At 71.0% G+C, this 22,200-nt stretch carries 21 protein-coding genes; 3 read left to right on the forward strand and 18 right to left on the reverse strand.

Annotated features, from left to right (window positions below; all coding sequences use genetic code 11):
- From ABT288_RS36375 to ABT288_RS36400, 6 genes are all read right to left on the reverse strand, one after another.
- Window positions 1–595: hypothetical protein (locus ABT288_RS36375; protein ID WP_351617277.1), on the reverse strand; the 595-nt coding region annotated here is incomplete at its 3' end.
- Window positions 588–1,349 carry a T4 family baseplate hub assembly chaperone gene (locus ABT288_RS36380; protein ID WP_351617278.1) on the reverse strand — a complete coding sequence of 254 codons (762 nt, stop codon included), beginning with the start codon at window positions 1,347–1,349 and terminating at the stop codon, window positions 588–590. The genes ABT288_RS36375 and ABT288_RS36380, both read right to left, overlap by 8 nt.
- Before the next feature lie 6 nt (window positions 1,350–1,355).
- Entirely contained in the window at window positions 1,356–1,880 is a 525-nt protein-coding gene (locus tag ABT288_RS36385; RefSeq protein WP_351617280.1) for a phage tail protein, read from the reverse strand.
- A 25-nt stretch (window positions 1,881–1,905) separates the two neighbouring features.
- Window positions 1,906–3,765, reverse strand: coding sequence for a phage tail sheath C-terminal domain-containing protein (locus ABT288_RS36390; RefSeq protein WP_351617352.1), 1,860 nt, complete (start codon window positions 3,763–3,765; stop codon window positions 1,906–1,908).
- 375 nt (window positions 3,766–4,140) lie between these two features.
- A complete protein-coding gene (locus ABT288_RS36395) occupies window positions 4,141–4,434 on the reverse strand; it encodes a hypothetical protein (protein ID WP_351617282.1) in 294 nt (97 codons plus the stop codon).
- A 30-nt stretch (window positions 4,435–4,464) separates the two neighbouring features.
- The gene (locus ABT288_RS36400; protein ID WP_351617284.1) at window positions 4,465–6,216 is read right to left on the reverse strand and encodes a peptidoglycan-binding protein; all 1,752 of its coding nucleotides are present in this window, start codon (window positions 6,214–6,216) and stop codon (window positions 4,465–4,467) included.
- Between the two features lie 570 nt (window positions 6,217–6,786).
- Here ABT288_RS36400 and ABT288_RS36405 point away from each other — a divergent pair.
- Window positions 6,787–7,704 carry an alpha/beta fold hydrolase gene (locus tag ABT288_RS36405; RefSeq protein WP_351617287.1) on the forward strand — a complete coding sequence of 306 codons (918 nt, stop codon included), beginning with the start codon at window positions 6,787–6,789 and terminating at the stop codon, window positions 7,702–7,704.
- A gap of 172 nt (window positions 7,705–7,876) precedes the next feature.
- Complete coding sequence (locus ABT288_RS36410) at window positions 7,877–9,583, forward strand: APC family permease (protein WP_351617290.1); 1,707 nt, start codon at window positions 7,877–7,879, stop codon at window positions 9,581–9,583.
- On the opposite strand, the gene ABT288_RS36415 is transcribed toward ABT288_RS36410, so the two are convergent.
- The 12 genes from ABT288_RS36415 to ABT288_RS36470 form a co-directional block, all read right to left on the reverse strand.
- The gene (locus ABT288_RS36415) at window positions 9,564–11,285 is read right to left on the reverse strand and encodes a hypothetical protein (protein ID WP_351617293.1); all 1,722 of its coding nucleotides are present in this window, start codon (window positions 11,283–11,285) and stop codon (window positions 9,564–9,566) included. The two genes, ABT288_RS36410 and ABT288_RS36415, sit on opposite strands and share 20 nt — an antisense overlap.
- Entirely contained in the window at window positions 11,282–12,310 is a 1,029-nt protein-coding gene (locus tag ABT288_RS36420; protein ID WP_351617296.1) for a hypothetical protein, read from the reverse strand. The genes ABT288_RS36415 and ABT288_RS36420 overlap by 4 nt, the downstream gene beginning before the upstream one ends.
- Window position 12,311: 1 nt before the next feature.
- Window positions 12,312–12,644, reverse strand: coding sequence for a hypothetical protein (locus ABT288_RS36425; RefSeq protein ID WP_351617299.1), 333 nt, complete (start codon window positions 12,642–12,644; stop codon window positions 12,312–12,314).
- A 181-nt stretch (window positions 12,645–12,825) separates the two neighbouring features.
- A complete protein-coding gene (locus tag ABT288_RS36430) occupies window positions 12,826–13,524 on the reverse strand; it encodes a DUF4232 domain-containing protein (protein ID WP_351617301.1) in 699 nt (232 codons plus the stop codon).
- Window positions 13,525–13,666: 142 nt separating this feature from the next.
- Window positions 13,667–14,155, reverse strand: coding sequence for an AMP-binding enzyme (locus ABT288_RS36435; protein ID WP_502972916.1), 489 nt, complete (start codon window positions 14,153–14,155; stop codon window positions 13,667–13,669).
- The gene (locus tag ABT288_RS36440) at window positions 14,152–14,520 is read right to left on the reverse strand and encodes an acetyl-coenzyme A synthetase N-terminal domain-containing protein (RefSeq protein ID WP_351617304.1); all 369 of its coding nucleotides are present in this window, start codon (window positions 14,518–14,520) and stop codon (window positions 14,152–14,154) included. Before ABT288_RS36440 ends, ABT288_RS36435 begins: the two co-directional genes overlap by 4 nt.
- Complete coding sequence (locus ABT288_RS36445) at window positions 14,517–15,140, reverse strand: RBBP9/YdeN family alpha/beta hydrolase (protein ID WP_351617307.1); 624 nt, start codon at window positions 15,138–15,140, stop codon at window positions 14,517–14,519. The genes ABT288_RS36440 and ABT288_RS36445 overlap by 4 nt, the downstream gene beginning before the upstream one ends.
- Window positions 15,137–16,480, reverse strand: coding sequence for an MFS transporter (locus ABT288_RS36450; RefSeq protein WP_351617310.1), 1,344 nt, complete (start codon window positions 16,478–16,480; stop codon window positions 15,137–15,139). Before ABT288_RS36450 ends, ABT288_RS36445 begins: the two co-directional genes overlap by 4 nt.
- A 33-nt stretch (window positions 16,481–16,513) precedes the next feature.
- Window positions 16,514–17,434, reverse strand: coding sequence for a TauD/TfdA dioxygenase family protein (locus tag ABT288_RS36455; RefSeq protein ID WP_351617313.1), 921 nt, complete (start codon window positions 17,432–17,434; stop codon window positions 16,514–16,516).
- A gap of 38 nt (window positions 17,435–17,472) precedes the next feature.
- Window positions 17,473–18,447, reverse strand: a complete 975-nt coding sequence (locus ABT288_RS36460; protein WP_351617316.1) for a quinone oxidoreductase family protein — start codon at window positions 18,445–18,447, stop codon at window positions 17,473–17,475.
- A 48-nt stretch (window positions 18,448–18,495) separates the two neighbouring features.
- Window positions 18,496–19,554: a beta-keto acid cleavage family enzyme gene (locus ABT288_RS36465; RefSeq protein WP_351617318.1), complete on the reverse strand. Its 1,059-nt coding sequence runs from the start codon at window positions 19,552–19,554 to the stop codon at window positions 18,496–18,498.
- Window positions 19,555–19,857: 303 nt separating this feature from the next.
- On the reverse strand, window positions 19,858–20,880 hold the full coding sequence (locus tag ABT288_RS36470) for an AraC family transcriptional regulator (protein ID WP_351617321.1): 1,023 nt from the start codon (window positions 20,878–20,880) through the stop codon (window positions 19,858–19,860).
- Window positions 20,881–21,063: 183 nt separating this feature from the next.
- Between ABT288_RS36470 and ABT288_RS36475 the strand changes: the two genes are divergently transcribed.
- Entirely contained in the window at window positions 21,064–22,152 is a 1,089-nt protein-coding gene (locus tag ABT288_RS36475; RefSeq protein ID WP_351617324.1) for a TauD/TfdA family dioxygenase, read from the forward strand.
- Window positions 22,153–22,200: the final 48 nt, after the last annotated feature.

Below are 22,200 nucleotides of genomic sequence, written 5' to 3' on the forward strand. Positions count from 1 at the left end.
GGGCGGACCGGCGTCCGGCGAGGGGGGCGGCCGGGCGGGCCGCGGGGCGCGCGGTCTGCGCGGGAACGGCGGCGACGGGGCGTGGGGCGGTGTCCTGCCGAGCCCCGGAGGACTCGGAGGGGACTGTCCTCTCCGAACTCCGCCGCCCGAAGTCCGCCGCTCGCCGCGACGGATCACCGCGCCCGTCCTCCGCGGCGGGCCGCCGGGCGGGCCGGGCGGCCGGTTCGGGGGTGGGCTGCGGTACGGCGGCGGGAGTCAGTACGGAGCGCTGCTGAGCGGTCTGCTCGCGAAGCGCCAAGGGCAGATGCTGGACCGCAGGCTGGACGGGCGTCAGGTCGCGACGCGGCGCGTCCTCAACCAGCTGGCGGCGCACGGTCGTTGACTCCGTCCGCCGCGCGGTCTCCGTCGGCTCCCGCTCCTCGAAGTCCGGTCCGAGTGGGTCGACACGCGTCCCGAAGGCGTCCATCCGCTCGAACGGACCCGGCAGGCGCGGGCGCACCCGCACCACACCGGTGTCCGCCGCGCCGTCCGCGCCGCCGGAGGGCGCGGCCGCGGGAGCCGTCCGCCCCACCAGGCGGTCGAAGTGGTCAGGCATCCGCACACAGCTCCAGGTAGTAGCGGCGCCGCAGCGGGCTGAGCGCCAGGATCTCGGACTCGCTCCAGCCGTAGTGGCCGGCGAGCAGATGGACGTCCTGCAGGGTGCCCCGCGCCCAGGCGTCCAGTTCGGCCCACAGGTACGAGGCGATGTCCAGTTCGGCGGTGGCCGCGTGACCACAGGCCGGGCAGGCCAGGTTGAGCCGGACGTCGGCCCCCGGGTCGGCCTCGGCCGCGGCCTGGGCGACGCGCTGCCGCACGTGCTCGGGCAGCGAGTCGGCCGCCACCTCGGTTCCGGAACGTTCGGCGTGCAGCACGCAGCGGGCGACCAGATCGGCACCGGCGGCATCCGCGGAAGGCGATGCCTCGACGACGGCCAGGTCCCCGGCCGTCGGCAGCCGGAACCGCACCGTCCAGTCGTCGACCTCGACGGCAAGCGGTCCGTCCGCGATCTCGGCGGCACCGGCGCCGATGACGTCCTGCACCCCGAGCGCGAACTCCATCTCCTCGCCGCACTGACGACACGTCACCCGCAACTCGAGCCGTTCTCCGAAGAGTTCGCGCCGGAGCGCGAACAGATCGGCGTCGCGGTGCCCGACCGGGACCGACAGCAGTTCCTCGCTGTCCGCCGCCGGCCGGGCGGCGGAGTGCAGCAGCAGGGCGCGCTTGGCGTACCCCGCGGCCAGCCCCGCCTCCCAGATGGCCAGCAGGGCGGCCGCACCGAGGGATGCGCCCGCCGGTCGTTCCGAACTCACAGTCGACTACGCCGGGTTGGTGTACGAGGGTTCCTGCGGCTCCGGGACCGACCAGTCCCGGTCCCAGCCCTCGCACTCCAGCTTGAGACTCTGGATGGCGACCGCGTTGGCGTTGGCGTCCATCTCGCCGAGCACCTGGTACTCGCTCGGCCAGGCCCGGAACACCTTGTGCGCGACGGCGACCTGGCCGGCCTCGTTGAGCACCTGGATGATCAGGTCCTTGCGGAAGTCGGCGAGCGAGACCTCGGAGCCCGGACCGGCGCCGACCTGCCAGACCTTGTTGGCCCAGCGGTCGAACTCCGGGTCGTGGGTGACCCCGCGCTCCAGGGTGATCGCCTCGAACTCGGTGCGGCCCGGGGACTTCCGCGGCGAGCTGGGGTCGCCGCCGTTGCGGTGCTTGACCACCTCGGTGGTCCGCTTCATCGGGCTGATCTTGCTGATGCCGGCGACCACCCGGCCGTCCCATACCACCAGGAACTTGAAGTTCTTGTAGGGGTCGAATCGCTGCGGGTTGACGGTGAACTCGGCCATGAATGCTGCTTCCTAACCCCTGAACCTATGCCTCGGACTGCCCGGCCATCTGCTCGATCTGGACGACCACGAACTCCGCGGGCTTCACCGGAGCGAAGCCGACCAGCACATTGACCACTCCGCGGTCGATGTCCGCCTGCGTGGTCGTCGAGCTGTCGCACTTGACGAAGTACGAGGTGCGCGGAGTCGTCCCCTGGAACGCCCCCTGCTGGAAGAGTTTCTGCAGGAAGGACTCGACGTTGAGCCGGATCTGCGACCACAGCCGCTCGTCGTTCGGCTCGAAGACCACCCACCGCAGCCCGCGGTAGAGGCTCTCCTCGAGGAACAGCGCCAGCCGCCGCACCGGGACGTATTTCCACTCGGACTGCAGTGCGTCCGCACCCGCCAGCGTCCGCGCGCCCCACACCACCGGGCCGACGACCGGGAAGCTCCGGGCGCAGTTGAGACCCAGCGGGTTGAGCAGCCCGTTCTCCTTGTCGGTGAGCTTGACGCCCAGCGCTCGCACCCCGGAGAGCGGGGTCTCCGTCCCGGCGGGCGCCTTCCACACCCCGCGCGCGGCGTCGGTCCGGGCGTAGACCCCGGCGACGCTGCCGGACGGCGGGAAGGAGCGCAGCCGGCCGGTGAGCGGGTCGATCAGCTCCAACTGCGGGAAATAGAGCGCCGCATGGTCGCTGCGCACCGGGTCGAACGCGGACAGACCGGCCCGCGCCGCGTCCACGGTCGACCAGGTCTGCGGGGCGTCGGCGATGACGAAGAGCCGCTTCTCCTCGGCCAGCGCCTGCGCCGCCGACAGCACGGTGAGCTGGTCCTGGATGTCCGGGTAGGCCGAAATCTCGGGCAGCACCAGGAGGTTGACGTCCTCGACGTCACGCAGCGCCTGCATGCCGCTCTTGCCCGGCTCGCTGCCGATCAGGTCGGTCGGGCCGGGCGCTCCGCCGTCCTCGCCGCCCGCCAGCGCGAAGACCGGCGGGTTGACGCCGCCCTCCAGGCCCAGGTTGTTGGCGGCCTCACCGACGAAACGCACCGTGTCGGCGGGGTCGGTGGAACCGGCCACGATCTGCAGGCGCTTGCCGAAGGCGGTGACGGTGGTCCCCGCGAAGACGCGCCGGCCGGGGGCGTCCGGCAGCGCGCGCAGCTTGCGCTCGAGCAGCAGGGCGAGGTCGGTGACGGTGACCGGGGCCTTGCCGTCCTGCTCAGCGTCGTAGATGCGGAAGGTGCGCTGAACGTTCCCGATCTTGACCTCGATCTGCTGCGTGAGGTCGGGCAGGGTGGCGGCGAAGGGCTTGGAGACGGTGCCCACCGGGTCCGGGCGCTGCTCGGCGAGCACCTTCACCCTGATGGCGTCGGAGCCGCCGTTGACCACGGTCTCGGCGAAGTTGGCGTCGCCGGCCTTGACGGACAGCCCGGAGAAGAACTCGCCGACGCCGCCGGTGATGTCGAAGACCCGCAGGTTGAAGGTGCTGTCCGGGGCGGTGGTGTCGTAGTCCACCGAGAGCCGCAGGCCCGCGCCCCAGGCACCGGGCTGCTCGGCGGTGACCTCCAGGACCGGGGTCTCGGTACTGCTCTCGGTCGAGTGCAGCGTCACGGTGGCCGACTTGCCCGTGCCGGCCGCCACCGCCCGGACGATGACGGCGACCGTGCCGCCGTTGACGAAGAACTGCTGCACGGCGTAGCTGACCGGGCTCTGCGGGTCGAGGCCGCCGAACTGCCGCTCGTAGTCGGCGAAGCCGGTGATGGTGACGGGCCGGTCCACGGGTCCCCGCCGGGTGCGGCCCACAAAGGCGGTGACCGAGGTGGTCACGGTGCCGATCGTGCGGACGCTGCTGGGCAGTTCCTCGATGTAGACCCCGGGATAGGTCGGTGTCGTCGTCAATTCCCCCTCCATTCCCTTGTCGCACCCGGGGACACGAAGAAGGAGGAAGACGCACACGAACCGCCCGGCGGTGCGCAGTGCGCTGTCGCCGCCGCCGAACGTGCGCGGAGTCACGACATGTACGCGAGCACCGGAAGAGGCCCGGTGCGGCCGTTACCTGATTCCCCCGTCGCAGCCCCCACGGCACCTGTACCGCGGAGGCGTTGCGCTGGTAGTGCATGAAGTCCCTGGTGCCTGAGTGCAGGATGAGTCTCACGGTCCGATTGCGCACCGGTCAAGGCATCCATCCGGCCAGTCGCGCTCATTTCCGATCAGGAGCTGATATCTGCACGCCTTGACCCAATCTCCTTCACAACTGGACCTGAGACTCGGCCAGTTGAGGGACCGTCAGCCGCCTTCCGGGAGCTTGGTGTAGTCGATCGCGTGGCTGCCCGCGGCGGGAGCACCCGCAGGTGCGTAGGTCGGCGGCTTGGCCGCTCCGAGGAACCAGCCCCAGCGCGCGCCGTAGCGTTGTTCCAGCACACGGAAGACCGCGTAGTAGACCGTGCCGAAGCCGGTGGTGAGCGCGGAGTTCACGGTGGCGTTGTCCAGATGGACGCCCAGCCGGGCAGCCTGCAGCACGACGAAGGCCACCAGATAGGGCACGAAGGTACGCCAGAGGGACAGGGCTATCTGATACATGACGGTTTCCTGAGTCTTTCGCGGCAGAGGTCACTCGACGGCGAAGCCGTGCGCATGGCCGAGCCTGGTCAGCGAGTCCTTGCCGGGGATGCCGTCGGCCATCATCCCGGTGTAGCCGTAGCGCTTCTGGAGCTCCGAGTAGGCGGCGACGGTCTTGGTGCCGAAGGAGCCGTCGACCCACTTGCGGTCGAGCAACCCCTCGTCGGACAGGGCGAGTTCGACGGTGAGGACATGGTCCGGGTTGCTGGTCGCGCCCTGCGGGGCGCCCGGGTCGCGCCGCGCCGAGTCGACCACCTTGGCGTGCGCGACCGTGGCGAGCGGGATGGCCCCGTGCAGCAGGGCACGCAGCGAACGCTCGCCGGGGACGCCGTCGGCGTCTGCGCCCGAGTAGCCCTGACTGCGCTGGTAGTCCGCGTAGTTGAGGGTGTCGGCGTCGGTCCACTCGGGGCCGGGGCCCTGGTGGTAGTGCTTGCCGAACCCGGCGCCGACCAGTGCCCGGCCGACCGCGGTGACGTGCATGCCCTTGGCGCCGAAGCCGTATTGCAGGCCACCGAGGGTCACTTGACGGCGTGTGGGCTGATCGGGCTGTGGCTTCGGCTGCGGCTTGGGCTGTGGCTGCGGCTGCGGCTCGGGGCTGGTGCCCGAACCCGACGGCCGTGGCGCTCCCTCGCGCACCCACGCGTAGAGCACAGGCCCGGGGCAGGCGGTGGCATACCCGTCCCGGTGGCCCTTGATCTCCGGGCCGGCCGGGCCGTGCTTCTGGCAGTACTCGATCGCGTCCCGCAGGCCGTTGAGCTGGTCCCAGGTGGGTGTGGTGGACCCGGAGGAACCGACCAGCGCGCAGACCGCGTAGTGCGCCTCGTTGAGCGGTACGTTCCCGTTGGCGCTGTTGCGCCGCTCCAGTCCCCGGCCTTCGAAGACCACGCCGTGCTCACAGACCACGAAGCTGTAGCCGATGTCGGACCACTTGTCGAAGTCCATGTGCCCGCTCTGGATGCGTCGCACATAGGCCGCGCAGGTGGAGTGCGGGCCGAAGGTGTAGGACGTGCCCAGGTAGTGGATCTTCACACCCTTGCGCGGCTCGTGGTAGGGGATCGACCCGTTCGGCTCCCGCCAGGGGCGGGCACCCCAATCGGCGCGCGAGACCAACTGCAGCCCGTGCCAGGGCGGTTGGGGTTTCGGATGCGGTGCGGGCTTCGGCTGCGGCGTGGGGCCCGGCTTCGCCGCCGCGCCCGCCCACTCCCTCAGCTGCTGCATCGTGCCGTGGTACACATCGATGTCCATCGGCCGGTCGGTGTACTGATGGAACTTCCACGGAGACCGGATCCTGGGCGCGCCCGGTGTGACGTAGTCCGCTATCCAGAGGAATTCACCCGCGTTGTCATCCGTCCGGAACCAGTAGTCGCGGTCGACGTAGAGGCCGACCCGGTTGTCCGGGTAGTGCCGCTTCACCGCCGCCAGCCACTGGTTCTTCACCTGGGTCGCGTGCGCGTCACTCACGTTCTGGCCGTACGGCTCGAAGTCCAGCGCCAGCAGCTCGCCCTGCGGCACATGGCCGACCACCCGGCAGAAGTGGTCCACCTCGTCCGCCACCGCGTTCTCCGCGTGCAGGAAGTGGTAGTGCCCGACCACCAGACCGCGGCGTCTGGCCTCGGCCAATTTGCGCTTGTAGCTGCTCTGTTCGGTGTGCGCTCCCTCGGTCGCCTTGATGAAGACGAAGCCCGCGTCCCCCGGAATGCCCGACTGGAAGTCGGACACGTCGTACCCCTTGGCGTAAGCCATCGACAGTCCTCCCGTTACCCGGATCCCCGCCAGGCCTCTGCCTGGCGACGGCCCATGGGTAACTCCCAGTAAAGCCGCACCCCAGCCCCAACGTCACGCAGCCCTCAGGACTTTCATCGGTTTTCATCCGTAGACATGGGCGGTCTTCACACGTCTTCCACATGGGCGTGCGGGCGGTCAGGGGGCGGTGGGCCGCCGGGACCGGCACATGGAACAACTCCCCGCTCCGGCAAGGAAGTTCGCCACCAGGTGCCGGGGCTCCCAGTACCCAGGTCGCCCGACGGCGGTTGCGGGCAGCCGGCACTCCCCTACATCCGGCGGAGTAGTCACGATGGCTCCCCCCGCAGGATGACCGCGGCTGTGCCATGGGCGATGCTGTGGTCCGTGACAGCTGATCTTCGCCAGGCCGGAGCCGGAGCCGGAGATGGGAATGGAGACGGAGACGGAGACGCGGGCACCCGTCCGGCGTCCGCTCCGCCGTCCCTCCCTGCCGAGCACGCGCAGCGGCCACTCCGCTCCCGGCCGCGGCGATGGCTGCGGCGCGCCGCGCTGGGCTGTGCCCTCCTGCTGGTGGTCGTCACGGCGGCCTCGTTCGTCTACAACGCCGTCACCGCCGGGCGCGCCACGCCGCCGCGCGGGCTCAGGTACGTGCAGGCCGCCGACATCCGCACGCGCTACCAGACCTGGGGTACGGCGGGCCCGCCGGTCGTCCTGGTGCACGGCGCCTTCGAGTCCGTCGACACCTGGTCACGCCTGGCCCCGCTGCTCGCCCGGGACCACCGGGTGTACGCGCTCGACCTGACGGGAGACGGGTACAGCGAGCGCCACGGCCCGTACACCGTGGACCATTTCACCCGGCAGCTCCTGGGCTTCCTGGACGCCATGCACCTGGGCGGTCCGGGCGAGCGCCCGCTGCTGGTGGGGCACTCCAGCGGAGCCGCCGTGGTCACCGAGGCGGCGCTGTGGGCCCCCGGCCGGCTGGGGGGTGTGATGCTCCTCGACGGCGACGCCCTCGACACGGGTGCCGGGCCGCCGCCGGCCCTCAAGTACGTGCTGATCGACCCGTACCGCACCAGCCTGCTGCGGCTGGGACTCGGCATCGACGCGGTGATCCGCAGCGTGTACGACGCCCAGTGCGGGCCTGCCTGTCCGCACCTGGACGCCGCCGGGCTGGATCAGTGGCGACGCCCGCTCCGGGTGCCGGGCGCGGAGAGCGCGCTGTGGAGCATGCTGGCCGCGGGTGTGCCGGGTCTGCCCGCGGACCGGGTGGCCCGGCTCGCCGGGGTGCGCCTGCCCAAGTCGGTGGTGTTCGGTGCCCAGGACGACGTGTTCACCCGGCGGACGCCGCAGGAGACCGCCCGGCGCATCGGCGCACCGCCTGCCACGCTCATCACGGGCGCCCGGCACCTGTCGATGGTCTCCAGCCCCGAGGCGGTCGCGGCGGCCGTGGACAGACTCACGGCGGCATCGATCGCGGCATCCCGGTGACTCCGCCGCCGCCCCGGTCCGCCCTCCGCATCGGGACTCCAGGTGGTCGCCCCAGCTGAACACCGCCGCAACGCCGTATCCCCGGCCCGCACCGACCAGTACCCTGTTCGCCACTGTGCGTGAGGATGTGCAGACGCTACGCGGGGGAACAGGGCGGATGAGTGTCCGGGAAATGAGGCCTCAGGGCCGACAGCCAGTGCGGCGGGCCGAGGACGAGGACGAGCAGCGGCGGCTGTCGGTGTTCCACCTCGTCGGCCTGGCGGCTGGGGGCATGATCGGTTCCGGCTGGCTGCTGGGGGCGGACGACGCGTTCCGGCGGGCCGGTTCGGACGCCTACCTGGCCTGGGTGTTCGGCGGCCTGCTCATGCTGCTGATCGCCGCGGTCATGGTCGAGTTGGGCACCGTCGCCCCCAAGACGGGCGGGTTGATATTCCTGCCGCTGCAGAGCAGCGGCGCGCTGGTGGCGACGGTGGTCGCGGCCGGCCTGTGGATCTTCTACGCGATCAACCTCTCCAGTGAGGCCGTCGCGATGACGAGGGGCCTGTCCTGGAAGGTCCACGGGCTCCTGGACCCTTCCCAGGCGCTCACCCTCAAAGGCTGGGGCTATGCGCTGGTGTTCATGGCGGCGATCTCCGCGGTGAATCTGGTGGCCCCGCGGATCTTCTTCAGGATCAACTCCTGGCTGACGGTGGTGAAGGTCGTCATCCCCGTCCTGACCGTCGCGCTGCTGATCGTGGCCGGCTTCGACCACCGCAGTCCCCACGCGGGTGGCGGCGGCACCGGAAAAGGCGCGGGGGCCGCCTTGGCAGCGGTCGTCGGCAGCGGCGTTATCTTCGCCTACGTCGGCTTCCAGGGACCGCTGGACTTCGCCGGGAACATCAAGCGGTGGGGTCGGGGAATCGGCGAGGCGGCCCGGCTCCGCAGGGCGGTCTTCGGCACGATCGCCGGGGCGATGGTCCTGTACATCTCGCTTCAGGTCGTCTTCACGAAGTACGAGGCGTCCTACTGGAGTCCGCCCGGCGTCGAGCCGTCGCCCTACGCCCAGTTCGCCTTCGCCCTCTCCCTGTGGTGGCTCGGGTGGCTGCTCAGGATCGGCGCCGTGATCTCGCCCATGGGTGCGGGACTCGTCTTCGCCCATGCGCTCACCCGCGAGGTGGCAGCGCTCAGCCGGGCCCATCTCACGCACCGCGGCCTGCAGACCGCCCGCAAGGCGTCCCTGAAGCGGCGGTACGACGTGTACTGGCTGGTCCTGGTCGTCGACTTCTTCGTCGCGAGCATCGCGTTGCTGGCGGTCGGCGGCAGCTGGAGCTCCCTCGTCGCGATCACCGGAGTCCTGACACTGGTCGTCTACGCCGTCCCGGGCGTCGTCCTCGTGTCGCTCCGCGACCACCTGACCGGCTGGTCCCGCCTGCGGCGCGGCGTCCGCGAGGTCCTGGCGCGGGCCGGTTTCGCCTTGATCGCGCTCATCCTCTACGGGGCGGGCTGGGCCCCCCTGTGGCGGGGCATGGCGACCCTCGCGGTGGGCTGCGCCCTGCTGCTGTGTCTGCCGGTCCTGGCCCGCCGGCTGCCCGCCTTCGGCCGGATGTACGACGCCAAGGTGCACGTGACGGTGTTACGGCACTGGCGCACCAGCCCCGCGGCCCAGGCTGCGCTCTGGCTGGTCGGTCACCTCGCGGTGCTGACGCTGCTGACGCTGCTGGGCGATTCCTCGGTCGGTGTCCTCCCCAAGCTCCTCGGGGGTCTCCTGGCCGTCGCTGCGGCACTCGCGGCCTTCGAGGGCCTGGTCGACGCGTCCAGACGCCACATGGCCGAAGTGGCGCCCATGCTGCCGACTCCGGGCTCCGGCCCCGCCACGGCCGCTAACGCAGCGAACGAATGACCTCCGTGGCCTCCGCCTCGTATCCCCTGCCGCGCAGCTCCTCGACCGCCTCCTCCCGACGGTGCGTGTCGGACCAGCGGCCCACCGTGGCGCGGAGCAGGAAATGCCTGTCCTCTTCCGCCATCGTGCTGGTGCGCAACCGGTCGACGACGAGCGCCACGCCTCGAGGGGTGACACGCTGCTCGTTCTCCAGGCATCGTTCGAGCAGGTCCCAGCCGTCGCGGGGCAGCGCCGCGCCGTACAGGCGGGCGGCGATCTCGGCGATGACCGCACCCGAACCCCGGGGCACCCCGACCGGGTCGGAGGGGTCCGCCAGTTCCTTGCAGGCCAGATCGACAGCCTCGGCGCGGCCGTGGCCCCGCAGCCCTTGGACGTACTCGACGAAGAGCCCGGCGTCGGCGCCCTGTTCGAGGACGCGCGCGGCCAGTCGCTGGGCGATCGTCTGCGCCGCACGGTTGCGGTCCCTCGGCCGCTCGATCCTGACCAGCAGACCGGCCAGATCGGTTCCGGAGCGGCCGTCCGTGTGCACCGCGGCGGCGATGCGCAGCAGCCTCCTGCATTCCGGCTGGGCGTTGAAGTTGCCCAGTACCGTGTCCAGGTAGTCGAGTTCCACCGGCGAGCGGGGCCCGGCCGCTCGCGCCGTCCCCCTGGCCACGATGTCGGCGAGCAGGTCCTTGGTCGTCCTGGTGAGAGCCTCCGAGCGGTGCCAGGCGATGACGATCTCCGCCAGGTGCTCCACGTTGTCGCGCGACGCGGCGTACTCGCGGATCAGCACGCACTTCTCGGCGGCCCCCTGCCTGGCCAGCTGGCCGCAGATTTCAGCGATGTCATGCTGGGACAGCCGTGTGCCGACATGCTCCACGAGAGTGTCGGGGCTGTCGGTCCGGGTGGCGATCAGATGGGCGACGATCCGTCTGGTCTCGGGTACGCGATCCGGAATCCGCAGCTGTGCGTCGACCCACTCCTCCAGGATCCGCTCGGAGGGACTGAGCTGGTGCAGTGCGCCGGCGAGATCCTGGAACTCCCTGGGAATCGGGTACGAGGCCTGCGACGGCACGTGCACGTGCTCGGTGATCGCGACGAGGGTCTGCCGGAGGAGCTCGGCGGCCTCTTCCCCGCACTTCTCGTCGCGCAGCGCGATGTAGAGCAGGGCCTTGTCGAGATTGGTCCGCCCCGAACTCGGTGTGGTGAACACGCGCAGCGTCCTGTCCACCAGCTCGCTCTTTCCGGCGCGACGGCACTCCCTGACGAAGACGGCGACGTCGAGCACCGTCCGCTGGCAGGCGATGTCGTGGATGACGCCGTCCGTCAGCGGCGGGTGCCTGCCCTCGCTCGCGCGCTCGGCGTCCCATTGCCGGATGGCGAGTTCCGCGGCATGGATGATGTTCCGGCTCAGCGCCGCCGTGGCCACCATGTTGACGGCGTCCCGGTAGTCGAAACTCACCGCGCATTCGATGAGCCGGTCGATGGTGCTGAGCATGGCGAACGCGTGCAGGGCCCTGATCGCGTTGGCGGGCCGGGGCCTCTCGCTGCTCCCGGTGACGGGCTGCTCGCCCTCCCGCATGGCCTGCATGCGCTCCTTGAAGGCGGCGACCGAGCACTTGGTCACCCATTCATAGCCGAAGCCCCACGGCTCCGTCGCACCGTCGCCCTCGGAACTCCTGGCCACGCCGGAGCCCGCGGCCTTCTGGCCCTCCGTCATACGCGCAGTGCCTTCTCCACCTGGTTCCAGTAGCGGGCAAAGGCATGGGGCGAGCTGAACGCCTGGTTGGCCCTGACGTCGATGTGCCGCGCGAGATGCCGGCTGGCCTCATCCGGCCTGGAGCTGAGCAGGGCGACCACGTCGCCGGTCTTCCGCTCGTCCTTCAGCAGTTCGTCGAGGCGGGAGTCCCGGTCCATCAGCAACGTCCTGACCCAGTCCGAGGGCTCGACCGGGAGCTGCGGGACCGGGTCGCGCTTCTTGAGTTCCATCTGGTTGGTGAAGAGCGGGGTGCCGTCACGGGCGTCGTTCAGCGACATCCTCGGTACCTGGTGCTGGGCACCTGTGCAGTTCTCCATCTCCTTCTTCACCGCCTCCCGCAGGAGGCCGATGGTGAGCTGGTGATTGTGGTCCTTCGTGCCATCCTGCAGTACGTGCAGCAGATGCCCGCTGAACGGTGTGCACTTCGAGAGGTTCCCCGGCAGGGCTGAACAACCGTCGGCGGGTGCGAAGTTGGCGTTCTTGACGGCCGTGAACACACAGGTGCCCTCGTCCAGCGCGCCCAGCACTCCGGGAAGGACGGGCTCCTCCCCCAGCTGGGGCAGCAGGTTCGAGTAACAGCAGTCGGCGATCAGGACCTTCAGCCTCGCCCTGGCCTTGCGCATGACGCGGTAGACATACCAACTGGAAAGCCAGGTCCACGGCTTGTCCCGGTAGGACGAGCCCACGGAGAAATGGACCTGCGCGCCGGGAACGTCACTCCAGTACTGACCGTGGCCGACGTACACCACCAGGAGTATGTCGTCGGGCCCCGTCTCGTCGGCGGCCTCCTGCAACGCCCTCATCACGCCGTCGGCCGTCTGGACCTCGTCCTCGGTCAGGACCCGGCAGCAGTCGGCACCCCACATCTCGTCGCCCGCGAGAACCTCGCCGTACATACGCGCGCTCTCGCCGATCGGCGGATGGCTGTCCATCCCCGAATCGACGGCGTACCCGGCCGGTCCTATCACCACCGCACGGGACGCCATCTCAGCTGTCCAGCCCTTCCGCCGTCGGCTCCGCCGCGGAGTCGGGTACGGACTCGGTGCCGACCGAGGTCTCGGGCGGATCCAGCCGCTCATCGCGCCAGCGCTCGACCACCCGCTTCACGGCGTCCACCGCGGCCGACACGGTCATCTCGGTCGCCTTGCCGACCGCGGCCACGAGGACGACCTCGACGATGCCGCCGGTCAGCACCCTGCCCTGGTCGACGGGCGACGAACGCCACGACAGACCGGTCGCCGCCGCCAGCTCGTCAAGCATCCGGTCCCGGTCGTCCAGACCGGTCAGCCCCTTGACGGTCACCGAGATCCTCGTAGCCATGCCAACGCCCCCGCCTCGAGCTCAGGTCCACAACCAGGACGCCGAAACCGGTTCCGCGGTTCCCCGCGTCAACGCCCATACCAGCGCACTCACCGGGGCAAGCCGCCCCGGGGTGATGAGCACGACCATGCGGTGGCGCTGGTTGAGCCCGGCGGGCGTCGGCATCGAGGATCTTCGCTTACTACGGCGTACTTCCAGAGCCCGGCTGGAGCGCGCTGACGCTGAGGATGCCGACCGTCCCGGCGCAGGCCTTGGAGTTGTAGGCGACGTAGATCGGGGTCGTCTGGCCCGGCGGGTAGACCTGGAGGTACTGGGTGGCGGTCGGGTGGCACTGCGTCGTGGGGTAGTTGCCGGCGTCCGTGATCCTCAGCAGGGCGTTGCCGGTCGCCCCCGGTGCCAGCGTCACCAGCGCGCGGGGTGCGGTGGTGTTCCGTGTGGCGGCGGGGCCGATCTGATGAACGGGGCTGCCGCCGGCCAGCGACACGCCAGGGTAGCCGTACAGGGTGCAGGTGATCTGCGAGATGTTGGTGAAGTCGATCACCTGGTAGACGCTCCCGGCGGTGCCCTGGCTGACACCCGGTCTGGCGTTCAGGGACCGGGTCGGGCAGGCAGCGACGGTGCGCCCACGCGTTGTTCCGGCCGGTTGCGCCTGGGCGCCGGTACGCGTACTGCCGGCCCGAGCCGTGGTGGCCACGGCCGGCGTTGTCGCGGTCGGCGTTGCCGCACCCGGCGCCGACGTGGCCGGCGCGCCAGAAGCCGTGTCCGCGGCTGTGCCACCGGAGGAGGAGGCCGAGCCCGCGCTGCAGCCGGTGGCGAGCACCGCGACGCAGGTGAGCGCGGCGGCGGGGAGCACTCGCCGGAGCGTGAGGGGAGAGGACATCGCGGTTGCCTTTCTGCTGCGCGAAGCGGCTCCTTGGCCGTTCGACACTCATGACGCTCCAGTTGCCGCGCCGGTTGTACCGGACGCGTACCAGTGGTTTCACCGTTACGTCACGCCGCTCGGCACCGCGGACGGCTCGGCCCTATGTCCTGCCTGTCACGTTCGTCCACGCGTTCCCGCTCCCGTTCGTCCGTGCTCCGAACGCGGCGAACCAGTCCAGCATGTGGCCGTCGGTGACGGCGCCCGGGCCGGTGACGTCGGCCGTGTTCGCGCCCTGCAGCAGCCGTTTGACCGGCACCTCGAGCCTCTTCCCGGTCAGCGTGCGGGGCAGTGCGGGCACCCGCACGATCACGTCGGGCACATGGCGTGGGGACAACTGGTGTCTGATGGCCGCGGTGATCCGCTCCCGGAGGCCGTCGTCGGATTCCCCGCCGTCCTCGGTCACGACGAACAGCGGCATGAAGTAGCCGCCGTCGGCCTGCTCGACACCGACGACGAAGCTGTCCGCGATGCCGGACAGCTGCTCCACCACCGCGTAGGTGTCGGCCGAACCCATGCGCACCCCCATGCGGTTGAGCGTGGAGTCGGAACGGCCGGAGACGACGACCGACAGGTCCGCTTCCACGGTCACCGAGTCACCGTGCCGCCACATGCCCGGGTAGGTGGCGAAGTAGCCGGCCCGGTAGCGTGCGTCACCGGGGTCGTCGACGGGCACCGTTCGGCGAAGTTCAGCCGTGCGCCGGTGAACCAGCGGGCTCCCGGTATGGTGGCCTCGCCCAGCACCTCGTCGTACCCGGTGACGGCGTCCAGCCCGTAGTACTCCCACACCGCCGACCAGAAGCCCGCGAGATCGGTGGAGCTCCACCGCCACAGCTCGGCGTAGTCGGCGAAGCGCAGGCCGCGGGTCTCCTCCAGCCATTCCATGAACACCGCGACGTTGGAGTCCTCCAGTTCGCGGCGTCCCGGTGTCCACAGCAGCTCGGTGTCCGGCGTCATGGGTGCCCTCCGGTGGGGGTCGCCCCGAGCGGCTTGCCGGCGGTGTCGGTCTCCAGCATGCGGATCAGTTCCTCGGCCAGGGGCCACTCGCCGTAACCCGAGGCGGGGTTGAGGTGGCCGACCGCGCCCAGCTCCACGAGGCGGCTGCCCCAGCTGCGGGCCAGCCCGGCGACGCGCTCCGGGGTGCCGAGAGGGTCGTCGGCGCTGGCGGCGACGAGGCTGGGGAAGGGCAGCGGTGCGCGGGGCACGGGGGTCCAGCCGTGGTCCGCCAGGTCGGCGGGGGTGGGGTAGCCGTCCGGCAGCGGTGTGTCGAAGTCCGGTGGCGTGGCGAGCAGCGCGCCGCGCACGTCGGCGTGGTGGCGCCCGGCCCAGTGCACGGTGGTGACCGCTCCGGCGCTGTGGGCGACCAGCAGGACCGGTCCGTCCAGGGGCGCCAGCGTGGCGGCCAGGTTGCCGACCTGGACGTCCAGACCGAGTCGGTTCCCCTCCACCGGGGGAACGGTGCGGACGGCGCGGCCGGCCTGGGCCAGCCGTTCCGCCAGCAGGGTCTGCCAGTGGTCGGCGACGTGGTCGCGCAGACCGGGGACGATGACCACGGTGGGTTCCGCGGTGGGGCTCATGAGGGGATCTCCGACGGGTGCTTGGGCTCCGCCTTCACGGCGAGGTCGTCGAGGCGGAGGAGGTCGCGTTCGTACCAGTGCCGGCCGACCAGGAAGGCCACCGTGGCCGCGACCGCGACGAGGGGCACGATGCGCAGGGCACCCAGCAGGCCGAAGCGGTCCGCGAGCGCACCCGTGACAGCGGGGCCCGGGGCCAGCCCGAGCAGGCTGTTGGCCAGGGTGAGGGTGGCGAACGCGGTCGCCGCGATGGAGGAGGGGGTCAGGTTGGCCACCATGGCCGCCGCCGGTCCGGCGGAACCGGCCGACAGCAGGGCGCCTGCCGCCAGGGTCAGCAACTGGGCCGGTCCTGTGGGCAGTTGGAAGGCGAGGGTCAGCAGGAGGAGTGAGCCGAGGCTGCAGCCCACGGCGACGGCCCACTTGCGGATCGGGGTGGTGGAGCTGACGCGGTCGGAGGCGATGCCTCCGAAGATCATCCCGAGGCCGATGATCATCGCGTAGCCGCCGGCGACCGCGCCCGCTCTGGCCGTGGTCATGTGGTAGGAGCGGTTGAAGAAGCTGGGCAGCCAGGACAGGAGCGCGCCCGCGATGAACAGTTGCAGTCCGCTGCCGACGTAGGCGCTGACGACGGAGACGGAGGAGAACAGGCGGGGCAGGTGGGCGCGCAGCCGCCGCTCCTGCGCGCCGCCCTCGCCGCCGGTGGACTGTCCGCGCGGCGCCAGTCTGCTCTCCTTGACCACGATGCCGTACACCGCGGCGAGGACCAGGCCGAAGATCCCCATCGCGGCGAACGCCCAGCGCCAGCCCGCCGCCTGGGCCACGGCGCCGCCGACGGCGACGCCGAGCACCGAGCCGAAGGCGCCGCCCGCGATGAAGGCACCGGAGAGGGTGGCCCGAAGGGCGACCGGAAAGACGCTGAGGACCACGGCGATTCCCACACTGCCGTAGGCCGCCTCACCGATGCCGACGAAGAGCCGGCCGACGAACATCTCGCCGTAGCCCGCCGATACGGCACACCCGAGGGTGGCCAGGCTCCACAGCGTGGCGGCGAGCAGCAGGCTGCGCACCCGCCCCCAGCGGTCGGCCATGAGGGACATGGGGAAGGTGAGCACGCCGACCGCCAGGGCCACGATGCCGCTGAGCGACCCCAGGGCGGCGTCGGACAGCAGCCATTGGGCCTTCAGCATCGGGAAGACGGCGTTGAGGACCTGGCGGGACATGTAGTCGGACAGCAGCAGGCCGAAGCCGAGTGCGAAGACCGTCCAGGCATAACCTCTGGACACGGGCCAGGCCGGCGCGGACGCGGCCGGGGCCGTGGACTGCGCAGTGGTGTGAAACTCCATTGTCATCACCTCGACTGCTCGGGAAGTGGCAGGTCAGAACGGTCTGTCGCCCACGATTCCGGCGCGCTCCATCTTGCGGACGGCGGGCCAGTAGTCCTGTACGGCGTAGTGCTGGGTGGAGCGGTTGTCCCAGATGGCCACGCTGTTCGGACTCCAGCGCCAGCGCACCTGGTACTCCGGGATGGCGGCCTGGCTGATCAGATAGGCGAGCAGGTGGCTCGCGCCCGGCGCGTAGTCCTGGCCGAAACGCACGTTCTCGGGCGTGTGGTAGTTGACGAAGTGCGTCGCGAAGGCGTTGACGAACAGGATCTTCTCGCCCGTCTCGGGGTGGGTGCGCACGACCGGGTGCTCGGCGTCCGGGAACCGCTCCTTCAGCGCGTGGCGCTGTTCCTCGGGCATGACGGCGCCGAAGGTGGCCTCGATGCTGTGGCGGGCGCGCAGCCCCTCGATCCGCGTCTTGATGTGGTCGGGAAGCCGGCGGTACGCCTCGGCCATGTCGACCCAGATCGTGTCACCGCCGACCGGGGGCGATTCGACGCAGCGCAGCACGGCCCCCATCGAGGGGTTCACCCGCCAGGTGCCGTCCGTGTGCAGGGCGTTCTCGTAGTGCTCCGGGGGGCTGTCCAGGTCCTTGTAGATCCGGACCAGTCCGGGGTGGTCGGGGTCGCTGCCGGCGACGGGGTGGTCCTCCAGCGGGCCGAAGCGCGAGGCGAACGCGACGTGGTCGGCACGCGAGATGTCCTGGTCCCGCAGGAAGAGGACCTTGTACCGCAGCAGCAGGCTCTTGATCTCGGCGAACAGGTCGTCGTCACGGGCCGCGTCGGCGAGGTTCACACCGGTGATCTCTGCTCCGATGGTGCAGGTGAGCGGCTCGGCCTCGATCGAGGTACGGCACGCACCGGGGCGTACCGGCGCCGGGGCGTGCCGCGGCGACGACGAGAGGGTGTCTGGCATGGGTGCTCACTCCCTGGGTGGATACGGGGTGCGCCCTCTCACAGGACGAAGACCGAGGACCCGGTGGTCCGGCCGGCTTCCAGGTCGCGGTGCGCCTGCTCCGCGTCCTCGAGGGCGTAGCGCTGATTTATTTCGATCTTGATGCGCCCGGAGGCGACGTGCTCGAACAGCTCGCCGGCCAGCGCGGCGCGCTCGGCGGGGTCGGCGATGTAGTCGGCCAGGGCGGGCCGGGTGACGAACAGCGAGCCCTGGACGGCGAGTTGCATCGCGTCGATGGGTGGTACGGGACCGGAAGCGGTGCCGAAGCAGACCAGCAGGCCGCGGCGGGACAGCGAGGCCAGGGAGCCGGCGAAGGTGTCCTTGCCGACGCTGTCGAGAACCAGCGGCACTCCGGCGCCGTCGGTCAGTTCCCGCACCCTGTCGGCGACGTTCTCCTGCCGGTAGCGGATGACGTGCCGGCATCCGTGTGCGCGGGCGATCTCCGCCTTCTCCTCGCTGGAGACCGTTCCGATGACACGGATGCCGAGCAGTGCGGCCCACTGGGACACGATCAGGCCCACACCGCCGGCCGCCGCGTGCAGCAGTATCGTGTCCCCCTCCCGCAGCGGGTGGATCCTGCGCAGCAGATAGGCCGCCGTCAGGCCGCGCATGGTCATCGCGGCCGCCGTCTCGCAGCTGATGCCGGCGGGCAGCCTGATCAGGTGCGAGGCGTCCATGACCCGTTCGGTGCTGTAGGCCCCCAGCGGGCTCCCGGTGTACGTCACCCGGTCCCCCGGGGCGACGTGGGTGACGCCCTCGCCGACGGCTTCCACCACTCCGGCGGCCTCGACGCCGATGCCGTCGGGCAGCCGTACCGGGTAGAGCCCGGTACGGAAGTAGGTGTCGGCGAAGTTCAGGCCGACGGCCTCGTGCCGGATGCGCACCTGGCCCGGTCCGGGGTCGCCGACGGACACCTCCTCCCAGGTGAGGACGTCAGGGCCACCGGTTTCGTAGAAGCGGACGGCGTGTGCCACGGAGAGCTCCCGGAGGGGGTCGCAGGGGTGGGGTAGGGGGGCCGTGGATCAGGCCTGGACGTCGCGCAGCATGAAGCCGCGCTGTCCCGGTCGGCGGTTGGGCACCATGCCGAGCCGGGCGAGGGTCTCGTCGGCATCCGCGTAGTACTCGCCGAGCTTGTAGATCCGCTTGGCGTCCGCTCCCGTGGCGATCTCCCGGCCGAGCGCCTCGGAGATCCTCACCATCTGCTCGACCTGGGCCACGGAGGACATCCGCTCGCCCTTGGCGCGCCACAGGTTGTCCTCGTTGCCGACGCGCACGTGCTGGCCGAGGGCGATGGCGACGGCGTTCATCGGGGCCACGGCGCGCATGGAGCTCTCGATCGTCAGGACGGCGCCGTCCGGCACGCGGCGGATGAACTCGACCAGGTCGGCGGGGTGCCGGCCGGCGAAACCGCCGCCGATGGCCACGTAGTTGAGGATCAGCGGCCCGGTGTGGACGCCCGCGCGGATCAGCCGCTCCACGGTCTCCAGCTGGGCCAGGTGGGCCAGCTGGAAGTGGGGCTGGATGCCGTTCGCGTGCAGGCGCCTGAGGTGCTCGAGGTAGAACTCCGGACCGGCCTCGACGACCATGTCGCGGTAGGCGCGGTAGTAGTCCGGCTTCGCGATCGACGTGCCCTCCAGGTCGTCGTCGTTCATGATCTCGACGATGTTCATCTGGCTGGTGTTGATCGCGATCGTCACCTGGTCCGGCGCCGGGGTGAGTTCGGCCAGCAGGTGGCGGGTGTCGTAGGCGAGCCACTTGGCGTCACCGCCCTCCCCCTCGGGGGCGAAGGAGATCGAGCCGCCGATCTGGAGCACCATGTCCGGCACTGCCTCGCGCAGCCGCCCGAGCAGCTCGTTGAACATGGACATCCGCTTGGAGCCCTTGCCGTCGAGCTCACGGACGTGGATGTGGAGCACCGTCGCGCCGGCGTTGTAGCAGTCGACGGCCGCCTGTACGTGCTCGTCCATGGTCAGTGGCAGGTCGTCCGCGTCTCCGGGAAGCCACTCGGGGCCGTACGGCGCGGCCTGGATCACCAGCTTTTCCTGGTTCTCGGGAAAGAGAGAGTCGTCGTGGAAGTGCACGGTGCTTCTCCTTGTCGCAGGGGTGAGCGCGTCACGGGGCAGGCGGCGGACGCGACAACGGGGCACGCGGCAGCGGACGTCCGGGCTGGTGGTGACACCTGGCCCGGACGGCTTCGGGCCGGTCCGGAGGGAGTGCCCTCAGGGGAGCAGCAGAGCACTCCCTCCGGAGGCCGGCCGCCTGCGCGGTGGTGCAACCGTAGGGCGGGCGCCGCACGCCTGCTTTGCCTGTGGTGACAGGTGACTTGCCCATCGGGGACACACCAGCGGATCCATGGCCCTACCGCCCCCGCGTATCCCGCAGGCTCAGCTCCCGCCGAGCCCCGCCGGGCCGCTCCGGCTCTTGCGCCACTCCCGCGGACCGGTGCCGAAGTGCTCGTGGAACCAGCGGGAGAACGCACTCAGCGAGGAAAACCCCAGCAGCGTCGAGACCTCGGTCAAGGAGCGGCTGGGATTGGCGACGAACTGCTCCGCGAGCCCCATCCGGGTCGAATTGAGCAGGGAGGAGAACGTCTCGCCGGAACGGGCCAGATGACGGTGCACGGTGCGCCGGTCGACGCCGAGGCTGCGTGCGATCTGCTCGATGGAGCAGCGCCCGGTCGGCAGCAGCGCCTCGATGAGGTCGCGCACCCGGTCGGCCTCGGACGCCTCCCTGGGAGCCGCGACGGGCTCGAAGTACTGGCGGGTGTAGCTGCGCAACTGCGCGTCGGCCATGGCGTTGGGGGCGTCCAGGTCCCCGGCGTAGCAGACGATGCCGTTGAAGTCGCGGTCGAACTCCACCAACGGCCCGAACAGGCGGCGGTGGCCGGCGGTGTCCCGCGGCGCCCGGTGGGCGAAGCAGACCGACGACGGGCGCCAGCGCGGGCCGAGGAAGCCGCACAGCACGCGGTGGAACGCGCCCACGGCGAGCTCCGTGCCCTGCCGGGTCGGCTGCGGCTCCCCGAGCCTGAGGTCCACCTTGAGCGTGGCCACCCCGTTGCCCTCCGAGAGCCGGGCGTGCAGGACCTCGTTGTACGTGTGCTGATGGCGGATCAGCAGTGCCAACGCGCTGCGCACGTCCGGCTCTTCACGGACGAGCAGGCTGATGGGGCCGAGGTTGGAGAAACGCCGCAGCTCCGCAAGGAGCAGACCGAAGTCCTCGCGCCCTGAGGCTGCGGCCGACAGCTCCAGCAGTCCGACCACCGCGGTGCCGGAGATCCACCGGTCCTGCACGGCCAGGTCCGCGGTGTCCAGGCCGACGCTCTTCATCAGTGCACGGGGATCGAGACCGAGGGAACGGCTCAGCTCGACGTAGCCGTTCAGCGCGGCGGTGCGGACAAGGGGCCTCATGGGCACGCTCCAGGGGCGGCGGGTCCCCAGAAGTTAAGTTTCCCGTCCCCGGACGTCAAGCATGGGGCACGGGTGATGCGTAGCGTCCCCGTCAACGCGGCCGTGGGGCGTCCGGCAGCCGCACGGCCTGCCCGCCGCACCACCGGACGAAGCCCCTCGGCTCACCAGACCTCGGAGGCGACCATGGCCGAAACCCCGGATACGACGGCGCCGACCGGACCGTTCACGGGCCCCGCCCTGTGGTACGGGCCCGATGCGGCCGCCCGTGACGACTGGGTTCTGCGGCTGTCCGCCGAGCACCGTGAGGAACTGCGTACGGCCGTGCACACCGCCCGCGGGCGAGGCGCCACCCTGCTGCGGATGACCGTCACCGACTTCCCGCTGCCCACGCTCGCCGCCGAGCTCCAGCGCGCCGCGGCGTCGCTGGCCGAGGGACCGGGCTTCGTCCTGCTCCGGAGCGTGCCGGCAGATCCGCTCGGCGAGGCGGAGGCGAGCACCGTGCTGCGCGGCATCGGTCAGTACCTCGGTAGGCCCGTCCCGCAGACCGCCGACGGCCGCGTCCTCTGCCACATCCGGGACACCGGCCCGGTGCCGGACCTGCCCCGGGCGGCGCTGCCGTTCCGTACCGCCGAGTCGGACCTGCTCGGCCTGCTGTGTCTGCGGCCGGCCCGCTCGGGCGGCCGGACGCTGCTGGCGAGTGCGGCCGCCGTGCACAACGCCGTGCTCGACACCCGGCCGGACCTCGCCGGGCGCCTGTACCGCAGGCACCTCTTCGACGGTCCGTCCGGTGAGGGCGCGTACCTGGCCTCCCCGCTTGTCACCCGGTACGGCGACAGGCCCAGCATGCGCTACGACCGGGCCCGCCTGGACAACGGCGCCGGCACTTCCGGCGACGGTGGTGCGGACGGCGCCCGGGCCGCCGACAGGGAGCTGTACGACCTCATCGAGACGACGGCCGCCTCGCCCGCCGTCCGGCTCGAACTGGATCTCCACCCCGGTGACCTGCTGCTGCTCGACAACCATGTCGTACTGCACGCCCGCTCGGCGTACGAGGACTTCGACGCCGCGGAGCACAGACGTCACTTGCTGCGCATGTGGCTGGCCCGCCACGAGGACACCGGCCATGCCGGGCGGCCGACCGGACCGCACGCCCGTCCCGTGACACGCGCCGGGGTCACCCCACGCGACGTGATCCTCCCCCGGAGCCTGCGCACGACGCGCCCCGGCTGCATGGAGCGCCCGCCACCGTACGCCACGACGACACCGCCCTGACGTACGAGCGGCGAGATCAGGCGAGTGCCCGCCTCGCCACGGTCCTGC

Origin of the sequence: Streptomyces sp. NPDC001093, from assembly GCF_040298985.1 — a bacterium.
Lineage (GTDB): Bacteria > Actinomycetota > Actinomycetes > Streptomycetales > Streptomycetaceae > Streptomyces.